Genomic DNA, 22,765 nt, shown 5'->3' with positions numbered 1-22,765 from the left:
TCAACTAAATCTGTAACTATCGCGTCCGCGACGTCAACTAAATTTGTAACGTACTGCGCGATTTCAACTAATCTTGTGTCGTAATGGTCGACGCGCTGGCGGAGGCGACCGATGGCACGACGCTCACGCTTACGGGCAGGCGGTTCCTTGAACGACGGCACGGGATTGAACGACGTCGATCTTGCCGCTTGGCCGTCGATCAACGAGCTCGCGCTTTCCGCCGAGCGACGCGCGCTCTATCGGCGACGCGAGCGCGCGATCCGCCTGTACCTAAACGGCGCGACCGACCGCCAAATCCAAGCGGCCTGCAGCCTGGGCCGCGTCCAGACGTACCGGCTGCTGACCGAGCGCTGCCTCAAAACGCACCCGGATGGCCGCGTCAACGGCTGGCGAGGCCTCCTGCCATATACCCGCGTCAAATCCTACGAACGAACTGCACCGCTCAAGCTCAACGCCTGGAGCGGCGGAGCCGTGGGAGCCTTGCAGTGGGTGTTCGAGTCGCCTGCGGGGCGTGGCCTCGAAGACCGCCTGCGTGAGCGGATACTCGGCAAACGTAGTGACCTAGAAGCCTCGCGTCGGCCGCGCATGGCGGTGTTCCGCTGGTTTCTGGCCGAACTGCGTGCACGCGGTTTCGAGCGTCGCGGCGAGTGGCCGTTCAATGTCGAGAAACGCGGCTACGTCACGCTCGCCCGCTACATTGATCGCGTGCTTGCCGAGCATCCCTCTCGGGCGCGCCAATTGGCCGGCGGAGCCGAGGCGGTGCGCAAGGCGCGCGCCGGCGACGGTACGCGCCGGCCACCGCTGGCGCCGTTCGAACGCGTCGAGTGTGATGCGCACAAGCTCGACGCCCGTATGACAGTACTGGTGCCGTCACCGCATGGCGGCACCGAGCCGCGCCTGATCCACCGCCTGTGGGTTGTGGTGCTGATCGAGGTCGCCTCGCGCGCGGTGCTAGGCTACCACCTGAGTCTGCGGCGCGAGTGCGCAGCCGAGGACGTGCTGCGCGCCGTGCGTTGCGCGCTCGTACCGTGGATGCCGCGCGACCTGCAGTTCAGCGACGACGCCTATGTGCCGGGTGCTGGCTTGCCGTCGTATCGTCTTCCTCCGCTAGCCGGCGCGTGCTGGAACGAATTCAGCGTCGACGGCGCGCTGGCCAACATCTGCGCGCGCGTCGAGGGCGTGCTGCGCGACGTGGTGGGCGCGACGCTCGTCAAGCCGCAAGATCCGGCGAGCTACAGCCGCCGACGCAGCAAGGACGACCGTCCGTTCGTGGAATCTTTCTTCGGGCATCTGGCCGCCGGCGGCTTTCACCGGCTCGCAACCACGACCGGCAGTTTGCCTGCCGACAAACGCGGCGCCGATCCCGACGCGGCCGCACTCGCCACGCAGTTCCAGCTCGAGTACGCGCAGGAACTGCTCGACACGCTGATCGCCAACTACAACGCCACGCCGCATTCGGGACTGGGATACCGCAGCCCGCTCGAGCAGCTCGAACGATTGATGGCCGAGCGCGCGTGGACGCCCCGCGTGGCTGATCCGGAGGCGGTCCGCCGCATAGTCGGCGTGCGCAAGCTCTGTACGCTGCTCGGCGGCGTCAAGACCGGCCGCCGCCCGCATTTCAACTTCGCCAACGCCCGCTACTCGGCCGAGTGGCTGTGCCTGCGTACCGATCTGCTAGGCCAGGCTTTCTGGTTGCAACTCGACAATGAGGACGATGCGCGCTATGCCGCCGTGTCGACCCAGCGTGGGCAGTTCGTGGGCGTGGTGCGCGCTGCACCCCCATGGCACCGCACGCCGCATTCGCTGTACGTGCGCGAGGCAATTCGCGCGCTCGAAAAACGCCGGCTGCTGTATCTGGCGAACCACGGCGACGCAGTCGAGGCGTTGATCCGGTACGCGGAAGCGGCGCCTGCGGGCAAACTGCCGGTACACCCCGCCTATCTTGAGGCGCGGCGCATCCTGCAGCAGCACGCGGAGCGGCTCGCCGGGCAATCGATGGTGAGCCTCGCCAAACGCCCCGAGGAGGCTGCCGTCGCCACAGCACCCGTGGCGCAGGAGCCGCGTCCTCCCGCGCCCTTGCCACCGATGCGGAGAGCGCAGCAATGGTGACATTTCCCGGGCCTGCGGAACCGCTCGTAGCCGCCCATGTGCCACGCGATCACCCGGTCGTCACGCGCGACTATTCGTTGTTCACGGTCGCGATTCACGACATGGTCGAGCGTATCGGCACCTGGCTGGACGACCAGATCGACGGCGCGACTATTTTCGGGCCGTCGCGCTTCGGCAAGTCGAGCGCCGTCGACCACTGGCTGCAGCGGCTGCTGTCCGAGCGCTACGGCGGTTATGTGCCGCTCGTCGTCTGGAGCCATACGGACTCAGGCAGCGCAACGGCCGTGGGACGCTTTTACGCGCACCTGCTCGAGGCCAGCGGGCACCGGCTGGCGCAGGCGCGGCGCAGCCCGCTCGAGCGCCAGACCATGCTTGTCGAGCGCTGGATCGAGCTTGCCGCGCAAGGCGGTGGCCGCTTTCTCGTGCTCGTGATCGACGAAGCGCAAGGCATGAGCCAGCGCGAATGGCTGTGGCTCGTCGAACTGCATAGCCTGCTCGAAAAGCAACGCATTCGCTTGTGCGTATTCTCGATCGCGTCGCTGCAGTTCTTCGACGAACCCCTTGGCATGGCACTGGCTGGGGGTGCTCATGTTGCCGCGCGCTTCATGCTGGCGTCCGCCCCGTTTCACGGCGTGCGCACGGTAGACGAACTCGCCTATGTAATGCGCGGCTACGACGAGGGTAGTGAATGGCCGGCCGGTTCCGGTTGCTCGTTCACAGCAGGCCTGGCGCCACGTCCGTGGGCCGGCGGGTTCCGGATGGCAGATCAGGCCGAGGCGCTGATGCTGGCGATGCAGGACGCCTTGCCGCCGCGGTACGCGGGACCGGTCGATTTCCCGATGAAAACCGTCGCGCACGCGTGCCGGCACGTGTTGCTGCGCGTCGCCAGCGGCGCGAACGTTGACTCAGAGACATCGGCCACGGCCTGGCAAGCCGCCGTCGAGAATGGCGGCCACCGCACGCTGATGGCGCTAGTGTCTGCGACCGCGGCACTGCGCGGCGCAGGTCGCCGAGAATCCGGCCATGCCTGAGGTCCGCTTGACGTGGCACATCGGTAGTGTGCTGCCGTACGCGTCGCTCTGGCACACGGTGCTACGCGCCTGTGCACTCAATGCGCTGCATCCGCGCGACTTACCGTCGTGCCTGGCTCGCCCGCCCGCTAACGTAGAGTTGATCGAGAACTGCGGTCATGTTGACGAGACGGCATTAGCGCTCGCACTTGGCGAGTCGCCGACTGCCTTTCGGTGGTCGTCCCTCGGTGCGCTCCCACCTTGGCTGGATTGCGCGCTCGTGGTGCCGCGGCCGCGACTGTGCCTGGCCTGTCTGGCGGCTGGCTACCATGCCGCGCTGTTATCCATCGCGCTGCTCGATACGTGCCCGATTCACGGTGTACCACTCGTCGATCGCTGCCACTGTGGAGCGCCATTTCCTGCGAGGTTGCGCTCGCTGACCGACTACGGGACGGCAGGCAGTTGCCGATGCGGTCGACTGCACTTTTTTACCCGCGACACTTGCCGCCAGCCCGTGCTCACCCCGGCCGCGACCCGCTGTCTCGATCCAGTTGCCGCTTGGCTGGAAGCGATGTCGAGCCTGATCCGCCCCGCTCGACTAGAGGAGGCCTTGCGTCAACCAACGGCCGACAGCATCGCATGGCTGGCCGCCGCTGCCGACACACTCGGCGTGCCGTTTCCCGCGTGTTTCCGGACGATTCCCTCGATCCGTGCCGCGGCAGTAGCGTACGGCACTCGGGTTCCCGCAGAACCGTTGCGTCGTCCCGTGTCGCAGGAAACCGTCGCGCGAAACTATGAGCGGACGTCGTATTGGCCGACGACGCCCGCCATCACGGTTTACCGAGCGCTCGCCCGCCACATCCGACGACATCTGGCACCCGGCAGCGCGCGTTGGGTGGCTGGTTTCATCGACGCCTGCGATTCGCTGGTGATTGCAGAGCAGGTGGCCGGTAGCCACCACGCGCGTCAAGCCTTTGTCGAGTTGCTCTGGGGGCGTGCGACCGAGTCCGGCATCGAACAGCGGCGCTGGCCCGATCGGCCGCCGCCGGAGGGGGTTAGAGCGAATTTCGTCGAGCCGGTGGCAGCCGATTGCCTAATCCGAGGCGCGGCGGATGTCGAGGCCGAGGCCCGACACTGGCTCGCTTGCCATGCCGCGCGCGTGAGCCTCGGTGCCGCTTGGCGCGACGCGCAAGCGCGCGCGACGGCTACTGCGCGATCCGGTGTGGCCGACTGGTCGGCCACCGCATCCATCACGTCCTGGCGCGACAGCGCTTGGCTTGCGCGCGTGACGCCCGCCGGGCTCACCTTTGTCTACTCAAGTCAGGCGAACTGGGCGGCAACCAACCGTGTCGACAACGCGACGCGCCAAGCGATCGATGCGGCCCGTCGACAAGGGCGTCGAGACACGATGTGGGCGGCAAGCCGGGGCGCGTGTCTGACCTGGTCCGACGACGCTGGATGGCACGTGAACGACGCGATCACCCCAGCCGATTGCGATCTGCGGCGGCGCAGACTATTGGGGCTGCCTGCTGGGCGGCCTTGGTGCTGGCTCTATCGGTCCGCCGACGGCCGCTTTGTCGCGCGCGTGGATGGTGCCCGGTTGCAGGTGCTGGCCGCCACGCCGGCCGCAGCGATCATGACGCTCCGACGTTGTGCGACGGACTATCGCCGGGTCTGCCAGGTTGCGTTGCCGCACGCGACGTCGGTGCCGCTTGTTGTACCCGAGCCGCTCGCGTCCCGACCGGCGGCGGACTATCGGTTCTTCGTGGCATGTGTGCGGGGCGCGCGAGGGTTCTGGGACGACGCGAGCAAGCTAGCCGAGGCGGCACGTTGCTATCGTCGCGCGCAGGCGCAGGTAGTTCGGGCTGAACCGTGATGCGTAGTGGCTCCTGTACCGTCACGGGAACCTGTCCGCATTTTTGTGGGCGAGGCGGTTGAACAACAGGTTATCCACGCGCCTGCGTAAACCGTTCGCCGAACAGAATAGCAAACTGGTTCATCGCTGATTTCCAGTCGAAGGCGGCCCTCACGGTCTTGGCCAGTACGTTGCGCAGCGCCAGCCAGAGCAGCTTGATGGCCGCCTCGTCGTTCGGGAAGTGACCGCGCGTCTTGATGATCTTGCGCAATTGCATGTTCAAGCTCTCGATGGCGTTTGTCGTATAAACGACTCGCCGAATTTCCGGCGGGAACACGTAGAACGGCACGACGTGCTCCCACGCGCGTTGCCACGACTGCACGATCGTCGGGTACTTCGCGCCCCAAGGTCCGTCGGCGAAGTCTTGCAGCGCTTGCCTTGCTGCCTCTTCGCTGGCAGCCGCGTAGATCGGGCGCAGCGCCGTGGCGAGTACCTTGCGGTCCTTGTAGCTGGCGTATTCGAGGCTATTGCGGATCAGATGCACGATGCAGGTCTGAACGGTGGTCCGCGGATAGGCCGCGCTGATGGCTTCGGTTAGCCCCTTCAGGCCATCGACCACGGCGATCAGGATGTCCTGGCAGCCGCGCGTCTTGAGTTCATTGAACACCTTGAGCCAGAACTTGGCGCCCTCGGTCTGCTCGATCCAGAGGCCCAGCACATCGCGCTGGCCATCGGCTTGGATGCCCAAGGCCAGATAGACGGCCTTGTTGCTGACCACCCCGTCGTCGCGGATCTTGACCCGCAGCGCATCGAAGAACACGACCGGATACATCGCCTCGAGTGGGCGGCTCTGCCAGCTCAGCGCTTCGGCCATCACCTCGTCGGTGACCGAGCTGATGAAGTCGGGCGACACTTCGGTGCCGTATTGCTCGGCCAGAAACCCTTGAATCTCGCGCACGCTCATGCCACGCGCGTACATCGCAATGATGCGTTCGTCGAAGCCGGTGAAGCGGCGCTCGTGCTTGGGAATCAGGATCGGCTCGAAGCTGCCGTCACGGTCACGAGGGACTTCGACACGAACCGGGCCGCGATCCGTGATGACCGTCTTGCCGCTGGCGCCGTTGCGCTCGTTGGCTTGTCCGGCCGGCTTGGACTGGCCCGACGGGTAGCCCAGATGCAGATTCATCTCGGCGCCCATCGCCCGTTCGATGATCGCCTTGTTGAACGCCAGCATCAGATCCTGAACCTCGGTCGGCGTCATCGGCCCCTTGACCAACTGGTCCAGCAGTTCCTTGGGCAACTCAGGCAGCGGCCCGCGGGCCGCTGCCTGACGCGCTACGGTTTGCCTCTTCTTCTTCATCGGCATATCCATGACTTTTATACCTCATGATATGCCCCGCCCACGAAATGACGGATAGGTCCCGTCACGGAAGAAAGCCCCTCCCCCACTCCAACAGTGTTTTGCCACGCATCTCCAGCCGAAAGACTGCCCACGGCGGCTCCGCGCCCTACCGATGCCCGGTAGTAACAAAATTAGTTGAAAACTAGTAACAAATTTAGTTGTGTGAGCGGCCGCGCCCACGCGGGCGTCGTCTATGTCCCGAAATGAAGGGTAACATAGCCCTTACTATGTTCCCCTTCAGCTCTCGCGATTGAGTGCCCCTCTACCCGTCTGGCTCGCCGACGCGGCTACAACTCAAGGTGCGTTCACTGCATCTTTGAACGCCTTGCCGGCACTGAACTTCACCGTCTTCGCAGCTGCGATTGCTATCTCTGCGCCCGTCGTCGGATTTCTACCGGTCCGAGCGGCACGTTGCCCTTGCGAGAACGAGCCAAAGCCTACGAGTTGCACGCTGTCCCCTTCGCTGACGGCACGCGCAATCACATCCATTACGGCCTGAATTGCCTCGCCGGCGGCAGTTTTGCTAAGACCGGTATCGGCTGCGACAGCATCAATGAGTTCCTGCTTGTTCATGAGTCGACCTCGTTCGATGCATCGGATATCCGCTCTACCGCATTGAGCGCCCCAAGTTACCGCTTCCTTACGAATCCGTGAAGATGAGGTGGATGCGACTCATACCTGTCTTGCCGAGTCACCCGCCCGTCAGGCACACTGCGATATCAGTTAGCGATTTACCGTACAAACGCATTCCGGTTATGCACTTGTCGATGTCCGGTGTGCAACCGTTGGATGGTAAGACAGTCACCGGCAACATAACAGCACCTGATCGTTTGCTGCGACGGATCACGACTTGAACAGGAAGCGCACGTTTCCCGTATCCTCGCCGAGCAATTCGGCCAGGCGGTCGCCCCATAGCCGCCATGCGTCGCGCATCTGCTCGTCGTAGTTGAACTGCAGATAGATTCGATCAAGCGGATCGTTACGCGCGTGGTTCAGACATCGATGCACGATGCTCTCAGCAATACCAAGCGACTGCATCATCGTTCCGCAGGTACGACGCAGGTCATGGCATTTCCATTGACCATCCGAGACAATAAGCGTATCCGTTGCTGTCGTGCGACCTTCGGTCGATGCACCCTTTCCGCGTTGCCGGTCACGGATTGCCTTGCACGTTGTATGGATAGTGACGTGCGGAATCTTGCCCTGTTGCGACGGAAATACGTATTCGCGACGCACATCGCCCTCAGGCAATACAGCGCGCACAATCTGCTGTGCCGTAAACTGCGCAAGGACGAAATCGGAAAGATGAATCGTAATCGCCGTGCTTGACTTCGTGCGTTCCTTTGGAATCGTCCACGTCCGCGCCTTGAAATCAAGATCAGCCCATCGAGTCACAAGGGTTTCACCGACACGCGTTCCGCAAGCAAGCATCACCCATACCGCTGACTCAATGGAACGCGGAAGCCGTGCAGCCGGCATAAGTTCACCCAGCGCGCGAATTTCGTCGTCCGACAGCGTGCGATGGCGTTCGTTGTCACGTACCGGGTCGTAATCACCTGCAACGACATCCTCTTTTGCGAGCGCGAGCACATCACAATCGATCAGCAAGCGTTTCCACGGCTGGTTGCGCTCGCCCCATCGAATCATTTGCTGGACGGCCCCCAACACCTCGACTGCGCGCCGGTTGTATCCCGCGTCGGAAATCGTGGTAAGCAGCGGCAGAACGTTCGAGGCAAACACGCCTGTAATCCTGTGTGTACGGAGGGCCGGCAGCACATGTTTTTCCATCGCACCTCGAAGCATCCTACCGCCATCCTTGCGTCCTTTCTTGCCGCGCTTCTTGTTGACGGTCGCGAACCACGTATCGAACAAATCGCCGAACGTGAGTTCCGCTGTCGCCGCCTTTTCAACCTTGGCCTGGCGTTCACGCTTCTTCGCATCGAGATAGTCCACACCGTCGCGCGCTTGTGAACGAATCGTCGCCGCGGCTGCGCGTGCATCCTCCAGCGACAACTGCCCTTCAGTCATGGTGCGCCCCCACGCCTTGCCGAGCGGCTTGTCCCGTTGCTTGCCATTGATGCTGACGCGAACAAGCCAGGTTTTCGAGCCATCCGGGCCGATGCGCAGGAACAGCCCGCGCCCATCAGAGAGGAAATACAGCTTCCCGATCGCCTTTGCGGCCTCGATTTGCTTAACCGTCAGAGCACCCATGATCGCCCTCCTTTGATATCGCAACCAGGTCGGCCCGTGCATCTCTAAGCAGAGCCTACCCCACATCGCGAACACTAAAAAAACACTAAGAAGTTGCGGCTCGTGGAGGATTTCCGCAGAACTTGGTGGACCACCAACTTCCCGCAACCCCTTGACGGACGGGGCTTTGACGGATTTCAACGGACCTAGCAGGATCACCCAAGAAACAATCACAATTCATTTAACTTTCCGTGAGGACTTCGACACCGGCCGCTGCCTACGATAGGTGCATGTTTTCAGGACCTGCTTCCAGGAGCCCATCATGCCCACCCGCAGACATCTGCTGTTCGCCGGCGCCACCGGCCTCGCCGCGCTCGCGGCGCTGTCGTCCGCCGGCCGCCGCGCGCTGGTCGGCCGCGCGTTCGCCGCGCCGCCGGCCGCCCCGCCGCCGGCCTCCCCACGGACGGCCGCCCCGCGGATGGCCGCCCCGCGGATGGCCGCCCCGTTCGAACTCACGCTCAGCGACGCCGAATGGCACCGCCGGCTCACGCCCGCCCAGTACGCGATCCTGCGCGAGGCCGGCACCGAGCGGCCGTACAGCAGCCCGCTGAACGACGAGCACCGGCCCGGCACGTTCGCGTGCGCCGGCTGCGACCTCGCGCTGTTCTCGTCGGCCACCAAGTTCGACAGCCATACGGGCTGGCCGAGCTTCTGGAAACCGCTCGACCATGCGGTCGGCACCCACGCCGACGCATCGTTCGGGATGGTCCGCACCGAAGTGCACTGCCGCCGCTGCGGCGGCCATCTCGGCCACGTGTTCGACGACGGCCCGCCGCCGACCGGCCTGCGCTACTGCATGAACGGTCTCGCGCTCGCCTTCCACCCGGCCGCCGCCTGATCCGGCCCCGATCCCGACCGACTGGAGAACGCACCATGCTGCTCATCGTCCTTGCCTATCTCGGCGGCGTGCTCACGATCCTGAGCCCGTGCATCCTGCCCGTGCTGCCGTTCGTGTTCGCGCGCGCCGACCAGCCGTTCGTGCGCACCGGCCTGCCGCTGCTGGCCGGCATGGCGCTCACGTTCGCCGTCGTGGCGACGCTCGCCGCCGTCGGCGGCGGCTGGGTCGCGCAGGCCAACCAGGCCGGCCGCTGGATCGCCATCGTGCTGCTCGCGGTGTTCGGCCTGACGCTGCTGATGCCGCGCTTCGCGGAACACCTGACGCGCCCGCTCGTCGCCGCCGGCAACCGGCTCACCGGGCTCGCGCAGCACGACGGCCGCCCGGCCGGCCCCGCGTCGTCGCTGCTGCTCGGCGTCGCGACCGGCCTGCTGTGGGCGCCGTGCGCGGGCCCGATCCTCGGGCTCGTGCTGACCGGCGCCGCGCTGCGCGGCGCGAGTGTCGGCACGACGCTGCTGCTCGTCGCCTATGCGGCCGGCGCGGCGACGTCGCTCGCCGTCGCGCTCGTGATCGGCGGCAAGGTATTCGCCGCGATGAAGCGCTCGCTCGGCGCCGGCGAATGGATCCGGCGCGGGATCGGCGCGGCGCTGCTGGCCGGCGTCGGCGCGATCGCGCTCGGCCTCGATACGGGCGTACTCGCACAACTGTCGACCGTCACGACGGGCGGGCTCGAGACGCAGCTCGTCGACCGGCTCGGCGGGCGCCCGAACGGTGCGCCCGCAACCACGGCTGCCACGGGCAACGCGGCAGGCGACGCGAGCAGCGGCGCGATGATGGCCGCGACTGCCGATGGCGCGCAGGCCGGCGGCGGTGCGATGGCCGGCAGCGCGATGATGCGCGCGGCCGACGTGAAGCCGTCCGCGCTGCCCATCGAAGGCACGCTGCCGTCGCTCGACGGCGCCGTGCAGTGGCTGAACTCGCCGCCGCTGACGGCAGCCGGCCTGCGCGGCAAGGTCGTGCTCGTCGATTTCTGGACGTATTCGTGCATCAACTGCCTGCGCACGCTGCCGTACACCAACGCGTGGGCGCGCAAGTACGCGCCGTACGGGCTCGTCGTGATCGGCGTGCACGCGCCGGAGTTCGCGTTCGAGCGCGACATCGGCAACGTGAAGAAAGCCGTGCACGACCTCGGCATCGACTACCCGGTCGCGATCGACAACGGCTATTCGATCTGGCGCGCGTTCGGCAACGAATACTGGCCCGCGCACTACTTCATCGACGCGCAAGGGCGCATCCGCCATCACCACTTCGGCGAAGGCGAATACGCGCAGTCGGAACGCGCGATCCAGTCGCTGCTCGCCGAAGCCGGCCATCCGGAAGCGCTGAACGTGCCGCTCGGGCTGGCCGGTGCGCCCGCGAAGGGCGCGCTCGCGGCAGCGGACGCCGCGGACGTCCGCTCGCCCGAAACCTATGTCGGCTATGCGCGTGCGGAAGATTTCTCGTCGCCGGGCGGCGTCGTGCGCGACGCGGCGCACCGCTACGACGCGCCGGCTCGCCCCGGTCTCAACGACTGGGGCCTCGCCGGCACGTGGCAGGTCGGCGCCGAGCGCGCGTCGCTCGCCGCACCGTCCGGCCGGATCGTCTACCGCTTCCACGCGCGCGACCTGCACCTCGTGCTCGGCCCGGGCGCGAACGGCCAGCCCGTGCGCTTTCGCGTGACGCTCGACGGCGCGGCGCCCGGCGCCGCGCACGGCGCCGACGTCGACGCACTGGGCTACGGCACCGTCACCGGGCAGCGCCTGTACCAGCTCGTCCGGCAGCCCGGCGCGATCGCCGACCGCACGTTCGCGATCGAATTTCTCGATCCCGGCGTCGATGCGTACGCATTCACATTCGGTTGAACGCGGGCGCCGCACACGGGTAACGCCGCCACCCGAGCACCGTCTTCCACAACGCATTTCGAAGGAGCAAACGATGAACCCGACACCCACCCGCGATTCCGTGCCGCGACGGCGCGCAGCGATGCTGCGCCGCATCGGCGCCATCGCCATCGCTGCCGCCGCCGTGTTCGGCTTCCAGCGCATCGTCAATTCCGCCGAGCCGATGCGCACCGTGCCCGCGCCGACGCTCGACGAAACGCCCGGCGCGTCGCACGACGAGACGGCCGTGCTCGCCGGCGGCTGCTTCTGGGGCGTGCAGGGCGTGTTCGAGCACGTGAAGGGCGTGAAGCAGGTCACGGCCGGCTATGCAGGCGGTGCATCCGAAACCGCGCACTACGCGCTCGTCGGCTCGGGGTTGACCGGGCATGCGGAATCGGTCCGCATCGTCTACGACCCGACGCAGATCACGTACGGCCGGCTGCTGCAGGTGTTCTTCTCGGTCGCGCACGACCCGACCGAACTCAACCGGCAGGGCCCCGACGAAGGGCCGCAGTACCGGTCCGCGATCTTCCCGACCAACGCGCAGCAACGCGCGGTCGCGACCGCGTATATCGCGCAGCTCGGCAGCGCGCACGTGTTTCCGGCACCCGTCGTCACACGCGTCGAGGCATACAAGGGGTTTTATCCAGCCGAGGCCTATCACCAGAACTACCTCGAACTGCATCCCGACGCGCCGTATATCGCGTTCAACGACCTGCCGAAGGTCGCCGGGCTGAAGCAGCGCTTCCCGGCGCTGTACCGCACGGACGCGGTGCTGTGGCGCGCTGCCGGCTCGTGACCGGCAGCCGGCCCCGCGCGGTCGGGTTGCCGCCTGCCGCACGGCCGGGGCCGGCGCACCGTCTGCGGCCCGGTTTGCGCCGCATCAACGAAACCCCGGCCGTCATGCCGGGGCAAACCCGCATCGCGTCCGCCACGTCGGGCAACTTCGCGTAGACTTCTTCAGATTCCCGCCGTTTCTTGCGGCGCCCGGACTTTCTGCCCAGCCAGGAGACGTCACGCATGCTCGCAGTGCCTTTGCCTGACAGCAGCACCCTCGAAGAATCGTCTTCCGGCGCGCTCGAGCGCGATCTGCGCCGTGTGCCCATTCACCCCGATCACTGGTATCCGCTCGCGTGGTCACGCGAGCTCAAGCGCGGCAAGACGCTCGGCGTGCGCTTCGCCGGCGATCCGATCGTGCTCGTGCGCACCGAATCCGGCGCCGTGTACGCGCTCGAAGATCGTTGCGCGCACCGCCAGGTGCCGCTGCATGCGGGCGTCGTGAGCGGCGAAACGCTGCGCTGCTGCTATCACGGCTGGACCTACGCGTGCGACAGCGGCCGCTGCGTCGACGTGCCCTACCTCGGCCGCGAGCGCTTGCCGAACGGCGTGCGCGCGTATCCGTGCCGCGAGGCGCACGGGCTGATCTTCGTCTTCCCCGGCGACGCGACGCTCGCCGACACGCGGCCGTTCCCGGCGCTCGAATCGGCGGACAACCCCGCGTACAAGACCCGCCGCTTCGGCCGCGAGGTCAAGTGCCACTACTCGTTCATGCACGAGAACCTGATGGACATGAACCATCAGTTCCTGCATCGCAAGCAGATGGGGCAGATGCGTGCTCGCTCGGTGGGCCGGCGCCGCGGCGACGACTGGGTCGAGGTCGACTACACGTTCGCGCGGATGGAAGGCAAGCAGCCGGTCGGCGAAGCACTCGTGTTCGGCGCGAGCAAGAAGCCGGCCGACCAGTCCGACAAGAGCGTGATGACGGTGCGCACCGGCTACCCGTACCAGACGCTGCGGATCCGTTCGAGCGAAGGCACGCTCGTGATGGACCTGTGGATCGTCTACGTGCCGCTCGACGCCGAGCAACGCACGAACCGCACGTTCGGACTGCTGTCGATCCACAAGCCCGGCATCCCGTTCGCGCTCGATCTCGCGTGGCCGCTGCTCGTCTGGTTCACCGAGCGCATCTTCCGCGAGGACCGCTGGATCGTCGAGCGCGAGCAGGAAGCTCATGATCGCCAGGGTGCCGACTGGAACCACGAGGTGTTTCCGGTCATCAACGAACTGCGCGACCTGCTGCGCCAGTGCGGCGCGCGCACCGTGATTCCGATCCGAGAAGCGCGCGACGGCGCGTGATACGTGCGGCGCACCGCACGACGGCGCAGGTTCGCCGCGACGCGCTCCGCTACAACCGGAACGCGCCCGGCAGCAACGCGTGTGCCGTCGTGACCTCGATATCGCCTTTCAGGTTGCCCAAGATCACTTCGATGTCCGGTGTGCCGATCTCGATGATCACCTGACGGCACGCGCCGCACGGCGCGATCGGGCCGTCCGTGTCGCCGACGACCGCGAGCCGCGCGAAATCCCCCGGACGATAGCCGGCGGCGATGGCCGAAAACATCGCCGTGCGCTCCGCGCAATTGCACAGTCCGTAGGACGCGTTCTCGACGTTGCAGCCGTGAAAGATCGTCCCGTCGCGCGCCTGCAGCGCCGCGCCGACCTTGAAGCGCGAATACGGCGCATACGCGCGTTCGCGCGCCGCCTTTGCCTGTTCGAGCAATTCGTCTCGTTCCATCTCGATGGTGCCTCCAGTGGTGTGCCGGGAGCATCAACGCAGCCGCATCCCGGCGCGCACGATACTCCAGTGATGTGAAGCGGCCGCCGATGCCCGCACGCGCCCGCCGTGTGGGTATAAACGATCGGTCAACCGATCCGCTGGTAAATGGTCGGCGGCGCATCTCCCGTCTCGCCCAGCACGTAGCTGCGCTGGACCGCGTCCACAGCGCGCGCCGCCGCGGCGGCGTCGCTGGCATGCACGCAACCGAGCGGTTGGCCGGCCTCGACGCACTGCCCGATCTCCGCGAGCGCGGACAGGCCGACGCGGGTGTCGATCGCATCCGCCGCGCGCGTGCGGCCACCGCCCAGCGCAACGACCGCCAGCCCGAGCGCGCGGCAATCGACCCGCTGCACGACGCCGCTCGCACGCGCCGGAACCGGCACGATCACCGCCGCCCGCGCAAGATGACGCCCGGGCGCATCGATCAGGTCCGCGGGGCCGCCGAGCGCGGCGACCATTCTCGCGAAGCGTTCCGCCGCCGCGCCCGAGTCGAGCGCCTGTTGCAGCATCGCGCGCGCCTGGGCGGCATCGCGTGCCAGCCCGCCGGTGACGAGCAACTGTGCCGCGAGTGCCATCGTCACTTCATGCAGCCGGGCCGGACGCGACTTGCCCGTCAGGTAGTCGATCGCGCACGCCACTTCGAGCGCATTGCCCGCACACGGTGCGAGCGACTGGTTCATGTCGGTGAGGATCGCGGTCGTCTTCATGCCGGCGCCGTTGCCGACGTCGACGATGCTGCGGGCCAGTTCCGCCGATTGCTCGATGGTCGGCATGAACGCACCGGAGCCCACCTTGACGTCCATCACGAGCCCGTCGAGCCCTGCCGCGAGCTTCTTCGACAGGATCGACGCGGTGATCATCGCGACCGACTCGACGGTCGCCGTCACGTCGCGAATCGCATAGATGCGCTTGTCGGCCGGTGCCAGCCGCTCGGTCTGCCCGATGATCGCGACGCCGACGTCGCGCACCGTGCGGCGAAACGCGTCCGTATCGGGCGTCACGTCGTAGCCGGGAATTGCGCTGAGCTTGTCGAGCGTTCCGCCGGTGTGGCCGAGCCCGCGCCCCGAGATCATCGGCACGTATCCGCCGCACGCGGCCACCATCGGCCCGAGCATCAGCGACACGACATCGCCGACGCCACCGGTCGAGTGCTTGTCGATCACAGGTCCGCCGAGATCGAGCGCGCGCCAGTCGAGCACATCGCCCGAGTCGCGCTGCGCAAGCGTCAGCGCAACCCGCTCGTCGACGCTCAGGTCGTTGAAATACACGGCCATCGCGAATGCCGCCACCTGGCCCTCGGTCACGCTGCCGTCGGTCACGCCGCGCACGAACGCGGCAATCTCGCCGCGATCGAGCGGCTGCCGGTCGCGCTTCTTGCGGATGAATTCCTGCGGTAGAAACATCGTTGCATCTCCTCGATCGGTCAGTGGCCGCAGCACGGTTCAATGCAGGGAGAAGAACAGGCCGGCAATCGCGGCGCTCATCAGGTTCGACAGTGTCGCGGCCGTCAGCGCACGCAAGCCGTGCCGCGCGACTTCCGACCGACGCTCCGGCGCGACCGCGCTGAAGCCGCCCGCGAGAATGGCGATCGACGAGAAGTTCGCGAAGCCGCACAGCGCGAACGACACGATCGCGAGCGTCTTCGGGTCGAGCACTTTCAAGCCGGCCGCCGCGACGTGCTCGCTGCCCTTCAGGTACGGCGACAAGTCGCCGTACGCGACGAACTCGTTGAAGATCAGTTTCTCGCCGATGAAGTTGCCGGCCAGCGCCGCGTCGTGCCACGGCACGCCGATGATCCACGCAAGCGGCGCGAACAGGTGGCCGAGAATGCCCAGCAGCGTGACCTGCGGAAAGCCCGCGAACGCGGCCACGCCGCCGACGATGAGGTTCATCAGCGCGATGAGCCCCACGAACGCGATCAGCATCGCGCCGACGTTGATCGCGATTCGCAGGCCGACCGACGCGCCGGACGCCGCCGCCTCGATCACGTTGGCGGCCCGCTTGTCGTCGAAATCGAGGCCGTCGACCACGACACGGCTCGGCTCGACGGTCGGAAACAGCAGCTTGCCGAACAGCAGCCCGCCCGGCACCGCCATGAACGACGCGGCGAGCAGATACTCCATCTTCACGCCGAGGCCGGCGTAGCCGACCAGCACCGAGCCCGCGACCGACGCCATGCCGCTCGCCATCACCGTGAAGATCTCGGCGCTCGTCATGTTCCGCACGAACGGCTTCACGAGCGCGGGCATCTCGCTTTGCCCGAGAAAGATCGTCGCGACGGCCGAGCACGCCTCGATACGGCTCACGCCGAGCACTTTCGCCAGCCCGGCGCCGAGGATCGCGACGAGCCACTTCATCACACCGAGGTAGTACAGCACCGCGATCAGCGCGGTGACGAAGATGATCATCGGCAGCACGCGCAGGCCGAATACGAACCCGCCGTCGCCGAACAACTGGAACATCCGGCTGTCGACCAGCCCGCCGAACACGAACGCGATGCCGTGATTGCCCATGTCGAGCACGCGATTGACGCCGTTCGCGGCCGCTGCCAATGCCGCGCGGCCGGACGGCACGAACAGCACCAGCGCGCCGATCGCGAGCTGCGTGGACAGCGCGGCGATCATGGTCCGGCCGCTCACCGCGCGCCGGTTGTTCGACAGCAGATAGGCAACCAGCAGCAGGAACGACATACCCAGGAGACTGCGCAGAATATCCACCTTGTGCTCCTTTCTCTCGATGTTATTGATTTGTCCAGCACGCGGCCGGGAACGCTCGTGCAATATTGTCGGTGGATATTACCCGGTCGGCGCCCTCAAATGCGTGCGGGGCGTGCCGTGCGAACGGACACGCCCCGCGCGACACGCGCCGTTCAGCCCGCGCGCTCGACCGGATGCGGTTCGCGCAGCCGGTTCGCGATCCGCGCAGCCTCGTAGTAGCCGGCTGCCGGCGGCCGCTTCAGATAGCGGCCCGCGCCACGCACCGCGCGCAGCTCGCCGTCGGCCCAGGCGAGCGCGCCGCGCGTGAGCGTGTGCGTCGCGACGCCCTGCACCGTCATCCCCTCGAACACGTTGAAATCGACCTGCTGGTGGTGGGTCTTCACCGAGATCGTCTTCGTCGCGGCCGGGTCCCACACGACGAGGTCGGCGTCGGCGCCCACCTGTACGGCACCCTTGCGCGGATACAGGTTGAAGATCTGCGCGGCATTCGTCGACGTGATCCGCACGAACTCGTTCGGCGTGATGCGGCCGTGATTCACGCCGTGATGCCACAGCACCGACATGCGATCCTCGACGCCGCCGCAGCCGTTCGGAATCCTCGTGAAATCGTCACGGCCCATCGCCTTCTGCGATGCGCAGAACACGCAGTGATCGGTCGCCGTCGTATGCAGCTGCCCCGACTGCAGCCCGCGCCACAGCGCCTCGCGATGCTCGGCCGAGCGGAACGGCGGGCTCATCACGTGCGCAGCCGCACGCGTCCAGTCCGGGTCGCGATAAACGGCCTCGTCGATCACCAGGTGGCCCGGCAGCACTTCGCCGAACACGCGCAGCCCTTCGCTGCGCGCGCGCGTGATCGCGTCGACCGCATCCTTCGACGATACGTGCACGATATACACGGGCACGCCGAGCACCTGCGCGATGCGGATCGCGCGGTTAGCGGCCTCGCCTTCGACCTCCGGCGGGCGCGACAGCGGATGCGCCTCCGGCCCCGTCATCCCGCGCGCGAGCAGCGCCTGCTGCAGCCGGAACACTAGCTCGCCGTTCTCCGCGTGCACGGTCGGCAGCGCGCCGAGTTCGAGCGAACGCGAGAAGCTGTTCACGAGGATCTCGTCGTCGGCCATGATCGCGTTCTTGTACGCCATGAAGTGCTTGAAGCTCGACACGCCGTGCTCGCGCACGAGCGTGCCCATGTCGCGGTGCACGCTCTCGTCCCACCACGTCACCGCCACGTGGAAGCCGTAGTCGGCCGCCGCCTTCTCGGCCCAGCCGCGCCATTCGCGGAACGCGTCCATCAGCGGCTGCTTCGGGCTCGGGATCACGAAGTCGATGATGCTCGTCGTGCCGCCCGACAGCCCGGCGGCCGTGCCCGAGTAGAAATCGTCGCTCGCGGTCGTGCCCATGAACGGCAGTTCCATGTGCGTGTGCGGATCGATGCCGCCCGGCATCACGTACTGGTCGTGCGCGTCGACGACGCTCGCGCCGGCCGGCGCGTCGATCTTCTCGGCGATCTGCAGGATCGTGCCGCCGTCCTGCGGGTCCGCGCAGAGCACGTCCGCGCGATAGGAGCGGTCCGCATCGACCACGGTGCCGCCGCGAATCAGGATTGCCATTTGGTTGCCTCCTCGTTGACTGTCGGGTGCCGTGTGCGGCAGGTTTCGTCCGTCATGCGCTCGCGATCTGCGCGCGCTGTCCGGCGCGCCACTTCATCCAGGTGTCGTACACGCCCGACGCCAGCACGAGGCCGACGAACCACGCGTACGTGTAAAGCGTGTTGAAGAACGCCGGCACGTTCGGAAACGACGCCGGAAATGCCGTGTGCAGGAAACCGGGCAGGTTCGGCAGCACGCCGACCGCGAGCGCGGCCAGCGCGGCCGGGTTCCAGCCGTGCGCGTAGCTGAAGCCGCCGCGCTCGTCGAACAGCGCGCGCGTGTCGAGCTGCGTGCCGCGAATCAGGAAGTAGTCGACCATCAGGATGCCCGCGACAGGCCCGAGCAGCGCCGAATAGCCGACGAGCCAGGTGAAGATATAACCGTCCGTCGTCGCGAGGATCTTCCACGGCATCATCACGATCGCGATCGTCGCGGTGATCATCCCGCCCGCGCGGTACGAGATGGCCTTCGGCCACAGGCTCGAGAAGTCGTACGCGGGGCCGACGAGATTCGCGGCGAGGTTGCAGCACATCGTGTCGAGCGTGAGGATCACGAGCGCGATGCCCACGCCGATGCCCGTCATCCGGCTCGTCAGGTCGATCGGGTCCCAGATCGCGTTGCCGTAGATCACGACGGTCGCCGACGTCACGACGACCGACACCACCGACAGCAGCGCCATCGGCAGCGGCAACCCGATCGACTGCCCGATCATCTGGTCGCGCTGCGAATGCGCGAAGCGCGTGAAATCGGGAATGTTCAGCGCGAGCGTCGCCCAGAAGCCGACCATCGCGGTCAGGCCCGGCCAGAAGGTCGCCCAGAACAGCCCGGCCTTCTTGCCGCCCGCCGCGAACTGCGACGGCGCCGACAGCATCGAACCGAAGCCGCCCGCCTTCGACGTCGCCCACCACACCAGCGCCACGCACATCACGACCTTGATCGGCGCTGACCAGCTTTCGAGCCAGCGGATCGAATCGGTGCCGTGCAGGATGAAGTACAGCTGCAGCGCCCAGAACACGAGGAAGCACGCGAGCTGCCCGAACGAGATGCCGACGACCGGCAGCGCCGCGCCATGCAGCGCGTTACCGGTCAGGATGTTCAGCAGCGTGTAGATCGCGCTGCCGCCGAGCCAGGTCTGGATGCCGTACCAGCCGCACGCGACGATCGCGCGCAGCAGCGCCGGCAGCTTCGCGCCCTGCGTGCCGAACGACGCGCGCACGAGCACCGCGTACGGAATCCCGTGCTTCGCGCCCGCATGGCCGATCAGCAGCATCGGCACGAGCACGATCAGGTTGCCGAGCAGCACGGTCATCACCGCCTGCCACGGCGACATACCTTCCTGGATCAACCCGGCCGCGAGCATGTACGACGCGATGTTCATCACCATCCCGACCCACAGCGCCGCGAAGTGATACCACTTCCACGTACGCTGCGCCGGCGTCGTCGGCGCGAGGTCGTCGTTGTACAGGCTGCCGCCCGGCGCCGCGGCGCTGGCGGGATCGGCGGGGGTCGCTGCTGGTTTCATCGAAGGCACTCCACGTAAACGTCAGCGCCGGCATCGCGCGATGCCGGCCCACGGAAACGAAAAACGGCGGCGCCGGATCTCCCGCACCGCCGGACGCAGGTCAAGCCGCCTTCGCGTGCTTCTCGGGCGCCGCCGGGCTCGCCCCCGCATCCGTGCGCGCCGGATTGTTCGGATGCGTGGTCCAGTTCGCGTACTCGCCCGAGTCGACGCGCTCCATCGTGATGCATTGCTCGACCGGACACACATGCATGCAAAGATTGCACCCGACGCACTCCGAATCGATCACTTCGAAGTGCCGAACGCCGTCCTTCTCGCGCGTGATCGCCTGATGCGACGTGTCCTCGCACGCGATATGGCACAGCCCGCACTGGATGCAGCGGTCCTGGTCGATGCGCGCCTTGATGTCGTATTTCAGGTTCAGGTATTTCCAGTCGGTCACGTTCGGCACCGCGCGGCCGCGCACGTCGTCGAGCGTCGCGTAGCCCTTTTCGTCCATCCAGTTCGACAGCCCGTCGGCGAGATCCGACACGATCCGGAAGCCGTAATGCATCGCCGCGGTGCACACCTGCACGCTGCCGGCGCCGAGCACCATGAACTCGGCCGCGTCGCGCCACGTCGAGATGCCGCCGATGCCCGAGATCGGCAGGTTCGGCGTTTCCGGATCGCGCGCGATCTCGGCGACCATGTTCAGCGCGATCGGCTTGACCGCCGGGCCGCAATAGCCGCCGTGCGTGCCCTTGCCGTCGACGGTCGGCATCGGCGCCATGTGGTCGAGATCGACCGCGACGATCGAGTTGATCGTGTTGATCAGCGACACGCCGTCCGCACCGCCCTTGTACGCGGCGCGCGACCCCATCCGGATGTCGCTGATGTTCGGCGTGAGCTTCACCAGGCACGGCAGCTTCGTGCCCTCCTTGACCCAGCGCGTGACCATCTCGACGTATTCGGGCACCTGCCCGACGGCCGCGCCCATCCCGCGCTCGCTCATCCCGTGCGGGCAGCCGAAGTTCAGCTCGACCGCATCGGCGCCCGTATCCTCGACGAGCGGCAGGATCCATTTCCAGTCGCGCTCGTTGCACGGCACCATCAGCGACACGATCAGCGCGCGGTCCGGCCAGTCGCGCTTGACCTGCGCGATCTCTCTCAGGTTCACGTCGAGCGGACGGTCGGTGATCAGCTCGATGTTGTTCAGCCCCGCGATGCGCTGGCCGTTCCACTGCACGGCGCCGTAGCGCGAACTGACGTTGACGACGTGAGGATCGAGCCCGAGCGTCTTCCAGACGACGCCGCCCCAGCCCGCCTCGAACGCGCGGTTGACGTTGTAGGCCTTGTCGGTCGGCGGTGCGGACGCGAGCCAGAAGGGATTCGGCGAAGTGATGCCCGCGATGGTGCAGCGAAGGTCGGCCATGTTCGGCTCCGTGAGAGTGGGGTCGCTATCGTGGATGCGTGGATGCGTGCGCGGTGGACGCGTGCGCGGGCGCTTATGCGGCCTTCGCGTCGCGCTGCGCGAGCGCCGCGTCGATCGACGCGGCCGCGCGCTTGCCGTCCTGCACGGCCTGCACCGTGAGGTCGATGCCGTCCGTCGCCGCGCAATCGCCGCCGGCCCACACGTCGGGCAGTGCCGTGCGCCCGTCCGCGTCCACCGCGATGCGCGTGCCGTCCGCCGTCAGCAACGCGGCCGCGACACCGTCCGGCACAAGCGTCTGGCCGATCGCCTTCAGCACCATGTCCGCGTCGACGGTGAAGCGCTCGCCCGACGCCGCGTCGAACTCCACGCCCGTCACCTGCCCGTTCGCGCCCGCCATGCGCACCGGCTTCGCGTGCGTGACGAGCGTGACGCCGCTCTGCTGCGCGAACTCGCGTTCGGCCCACGTCGCGCTCATCGCATCCACGCCACGCCGGTAAACCATCGTCACGCGCTCGGCGCCGAGCTTGCGGCTCTGCACGGCCGCATCGATGGCCGTATTGCCGCCGCCGATCACGACCACGCGCCGCCCGACCGGCACGTTCTCCAGCGCATCGGCCTGCCGCACCTGCTCGATGAAGTCGACCGCGTTCATCACGCCGGCCAGTTGCTCGCCGTCGATCGCGAGCGCGCGCACGCCGCCGAGGCCCATCGCGAGAAACACCGCGTCGTGCTGCTCGCGCAGCGTGTCGAGCGTCGTGTCGCGTCCGAGCGCGACACCCGTTTTCAGCGTGATGCCGCCGACCGACAGCAGCCATTCGACTTCACGCTGCGCGAAATCGTCGACCGTCTTGTACGCAGCGATCCCGTATTCGTTGAGACCGCCGGCCTTCGGGCGCGCGTCGAACAGCGTCACGCGATGCCCGGCAAGCGCGAGCCGGTGCGCGCACGCGAGCCCGGCCGGCCCCGCGCCGACCACCGCGACATGGCGGCCCGTATCGGGTGCGCGCGTGAAACGCACCGCACCGGTTGCCATCGCCCAGTCGGTCGCGTGCCGCTGCAGCGCGCCGATCGCGACCGGCTGCGCATCCTGATGGTTGCGCACGCATGCGCCTTCGCACAGGATTTCGGTCGGGCACACGCGCGCACACATCCCGCCGAGCGGATTCGCGGACAGGATGTCGGTCGCCGCACCCTTCAGGTTGCCGTTGCCGATCTTGCGGATGAAGCTCGGGATGTCGATCTGCGTCGGGCACGCGTGCACGCACGGCGCGTCGTAGCAGTAGTGGCAGCGGCTCGCGGCGGCCGCCGCGGCAGTCGGATCGAGCAGCGGCGCGATATCGGCGAATTCGCACGAGAGTTGCGTGGACGACAGGCGATGCGCGGCGATGTCGCCGGTTGGCTTGGTGGTCATACGCGTTCCTTCGACTGGGTGGAGACAAAGCCGCCCCGCCGGCTGCGGATGCACAGTCGGG

Annotated in this window: 17 protein-coding genes; 7 read left to right on the top strand and 10 right to left on the bottom strand. The window is 67.0% G+C overall.

Annotated features, from left to right (window positions below; translation table 11 throughout):
• Positions 1–147: 147 nt before the first annotated feature.
• The 3 genes from DM992_RS43120 to DM992_RS42475 all read left to right on the top strand — a co-directional run bounded on the left by DM992_RS43120 (position 148) and on the right by DM992_RS42475 (position 4,995).
• The gene (locus tag DM992_RS43120) at positions 148–2,109 is read left to right on the top strand and encodes a hypothetical protein (RefSeq protein WP_239511527.1); all 1,962 of its coding nucleotides are present in this window, start codon (positions 148–150) and stop codon (positions 2,107–2,109) included.
• Positions 2,103–3,140 carry an ATP-binding protein gene (locus DM992_RS35480; RefSeq protein WP_111020910.1) on the top strand — a complete coding sequence of 346 codons (1,038 nt, stop codon included), beginning with the start codon at positions 2,103–2,105 and terminating at the stop codon, positions 3,138–3,140. The genes DM992_RS43120 and DM992_RS35480 overlap by 7 nt, the downstream gene beginning before the upstream one ends.
• 550 nt (positions 3,141–3,690) lie before the next feature.
• Positions 3,691–4,995 (top strand): hypothetical protein, encoded by a 1,305-nt coding sequence (locus DM992_RS42475; protein ID WP_204356210.1) that lies wholly within the window; start codon positions 3,691–3,693, stop codon positions 4,993–4,995.
• 70 nt (positions 4,996–5,065) lie between these two features.
• Here DM992_RS42475 and DM992_RS35470 read toward each other — a convergent pair whose 3' ends face one another.
• The 3 genes from DM992_RS35470 to DM992_RS35460 form a co-directional block, all read right to left on the bottom strand.
• Positions 5,066–6,334 carry an IS256-like element ISBcen18 family transposase gene (locus tag DM992_RS35470; protein WP_081938342.1) on the bottom strand — a complete coding sequence of 423 codons (1,269 nt, stop codon included), beginning with the start codon at positions 6,332–6,334 and terminating at the stop codon, positions 5,066–5,068.
• 336 nt (positions 6,335–6,670) lie between these two features.
• The gene (locus DM992_RS35465) at positions 6,671–6,949 is read right to left on the bottom strand and encodes an HU family DNA-binding protein (RefSeq protein ID WP_111020909.1); all 279 of its coding nucleotides are present in this window, start codon (positions 6,947–6,949) and stop codon (positions 6,671–6,673) included.
• Positions 6,950–7,219: 270 nt separating this feature from the next.
• Positions 7,220–8,587, bottom strand: coding sequence for a site-specific integrase (locus tag DM992_RS35460; RefSeq protein WP_059553020.1), 1,368 nt, complete (start codon positions 8,585–8,587; stop codon positions 7,220–7,222).
• A gap of 301 nt (positions 8,588–8,888) precedes the next feature.
• Between DM992_RS35460 and msrB the strand changes: the two genes are divergently transcribed.
• The 4 genes from msrB to DM992_RS35440 all read left to right on the top strand — a co-directional run bounded on the left by msrB (position 8,889) and on the right by DM992_RS35440 (position 13,516).
• Positions 8,889–9,464 carry a peptide-methionine (R)-S-oxide reductase MsrB gene (gene msrB, locus DM992_RS35455; protein WP_111020908.1) on the top strand — a complete coding sequence of 192 codons (576 nt, stop codon included), beginning with the start codon at positions 8,889–8,891 and terminating at the stop codon, positions 9,462–9,464.
• Between the two features lie 35 nt (positions 9,465–9,499).
• On the top strand, positions 9,500–11,362 hold the full coding sequence (locus DM992_RS35450) for a cytochrome c biogenesis protein DipZ (protein WP_111020907.1): 1,863 nt from the start codon (positions 9,500–9,502) through the stop codon (positions 11,360–11,362).
• A 73-nt stretch (positions 11,363–11,435) separates the two neighbouring features.
• A complete protein-coding gene (gene msrA, locus DM992_RS35445) occupies positions 11,436–12,179 on the top strand; it encodes a peptide-methionine (S)-S-oxide reductase MsrA (protein ID WP_111020906.1) in 744 nt (247 codons plus the stop codon).
• A gap of 221 nt (positions 12,180–12,400) precedes the next feature.
• Positions 12,401–13,516: an aromatic ring-hydroxylating dioxygenase subunit alpha gene (locus tag DM992_RS35440; protein ID WP_111020905.1), complete on the top strand. Its 1,116-nt coding sequence runs from the start codon at positions 12,401–12,403 to the stop codon at positions 13,514–13,516.
• A gap of 49 nt (positions 13,517–13,565) precedes the next feature.
• Here the strand turns inward: DM992_RS35440 and DM992_RS35435 are convergent, their stop codons facing one another.
• The 7 genes from DM992_RS35435 to DM992_RS35405 all read right to left on the bottom strand — a co-directional run bounded on the left by DM992_RS35435 (position 13,566) and on the right by DM992_RS35405 (position 22,704).
• Positions 13,566–13,955, bottom strand: a complete 390-nt coding sequence (locus DM992_RS35435) for a cytidine deaminase (protein ID WP_111020904.1) — start codon at positions 13,953–13,955, stop codon at positions 13,566–13,568.
• Positions 13,956–14,083: 128 nt separating this feature from the next.
• Complete coding sequence (gene deoA, locus DM992_RS35430; RefSeq protein WP_111020903.1) at positions 14,084–15,400, bottom strand: thymidine phosphorylase; 1,317 nt, start codon at positions 15,398–15,400, stop codon at positions 14,084–14,086.
• Positions 15,401–15,439: 39 nt separating this feature from the next.
• Positions 15,440–16,714 carry a NupC/NupG family nucleoside CNT transporter gene (locus tag DM992_RS35425; protein ID WP_111020902.1) on the bottom strand — a complete coding sequence of 425 codons (1,275 nt, stop codon included), beginning with the start codon at positions 16,712–16,714 and terminating at the stop codon, positions 15,440–15,442.
• A gap of 152 nt (positions 16,715–16,866) precedes the next feature.
• Positions 16,867–18,324, bottom strand: a complete 1,458-nt coding sequence (gene hydA / locus DM992_RS35420; protein ID WP_111020901.1) for a dihydropyrimidinase — start codon at positions 18,322–18,324, stop codon at positions 16,867–16,869.
• 52 nt (positions 18,325–18,376) lie between these two features.
• Positions 18,377–19,885, bottom strand: coding sequence for an NCS1 family nucleobase:cation symporter-1 (locus tag DM992_RS35415; RefSeq protein ID WP_111020900.1), 1,509 nt, complete (start codon positions 19,883–19,885; stop codon positions 18,377–18,379).
• Positions 19,886–19,985: 100 nt separating this feature from the next.
• A complete protein-coding gene (gene preA, locus DM992_RS35410; RefSeq protein WP_111020899.1) occupies positions 19,986–21,293 on the bottom strand; it encodes an NAD-dependent dihydropyrimidine dehydrogenase subunit PreA in 1,308 nt (435 codons plus the stop codon).
• A gap of 73 nt (positions 21,294–21,366) precedes the next feature.
• Complete coding sequence (locus DM992_RS35405) at positions 21,367–22,704, bottom strand: NAD(P)-dependent oxidoreductase (protein WP_111020898.1); 1,338 nt, start codon at positions 22,702–22,704, stop codon at positions 21,367–21,369.
• Between the last annotated feature and the right edge of the window lie 61 nt (positions 22,705–22,765).

Source organism: Burkholderia sp. JP2-270 (assembly GCF_003233675.1).
In the GTDB taxonomy this organism is placed as follows: domain Bacteria; phylum Pseudomonadota; class Gammaproteobacteria; order Burkholderiales; family Burkholderiaceae; genus Burkholderia; species Burkholderia pyrrocinia_C.
This window is presented reverse-complemented; position numbering and strand designations above follow the sequence as displayed.

Coding starts and splice junctions, on each gene's coding strand:
- DM992_RS35480 (WP_111020910.1), top strand. CDS start 2,103: ATGGTGACATTTCCCGGGCCTGCGGAACCGCTCGTAGCCGCCCATGTG.
- DM992_RS42475 (WP_204356210.1), top strand. CDS start 3,691: ATGTCGAGCCTGATCCGCCCCGCTCGACTAGAGGAGGCCTTGCGTCAA.
- DM992_RS35470 (WP_081938342.1), bottom strand. CDS start 6,334: ATGAAGAAGAAGAGGCAAACCGTAGCGCGTCAGGCAGCGGCCCGCGGG.
- DM992_RS35465 (WP_111020909.1), bottom strand. CDS start 6,949: ATGAACAAGCAGGAACTCATTGATGCTGTCGCAGCCGATACCGGTCTT.
- DM992_RS35460 (WP_059553020.1), bottom strand. CDS start 8,587: ATGGGTGCTCTGACGGTTAAGCAAATCGAGGCCGCAAAGGCGATCGGG.
- msrB (WP_111020908.1), top strand. CDS start 8,889: ATGCCCACCCGCAGACATCTGCTGTTCGCCGGCGCCACCGGCCTCGCC.
- DM992_RS35450 (WP_111020907.1), top strand. CDS start 9,500: ATGCTGCTCATCGTCCTTGCCTATCTCGGCGGCGTGCTCACGATCCTG.
- msrA (WP_111020906.1), top strand. CDS start 11,436: ATGAACCCGACACCCACCCGCGATTCCGTGCCGCGACGGCGCGCAGCG.
- DM992_RS35440 (WP_111020905.1), top strand. CDS start 12,401: ATGCTCGCAGTGCCTTTGCCTGACAGCAGCACCCTCGAAGAATCGTCT.
- DM992_RS35435 (WP_111020904.1), bottom strand. CDS start 13,955: ATGGAACGAGACGAATTGCTCGAACAGGCAAAGGCGGCGCGCGAACGC.
- deoA (WP_111020903.1), bottom strand. CDS start 15,400: ATGTTTCTACCGCAGGAATTCATCCGCAAGAAGCGCGACCGGCAGCCG.
- hydA (WP_111020901.1), bottom strand. CDS start 18,324: ATGGCAATCCTGATTCGCGGCGGCACCGTGGTCGATGCGGACCGCTCC.
- DM992_RS35415 (WP_111020900.1), bottom strand. CDS start 19,885: ATGAAACCAGCAGCGACCCCCGCCGATCCCGCCAGCGCCGCGGCGCCG.
- preA (WP_111020899.1), bottom strand. CDS start 21,293: ATGGCCGACCTTCGCTGCACCATCGCGGGCATCACTTCGCCGAATCCC.
- DM992_RS35405 (WP_111020898.1), bottom strand. CDS start 22,704: ATGACCACCAAGCCAACCGGCGACATCGCCGCGCATCGCCTGTCGTCC.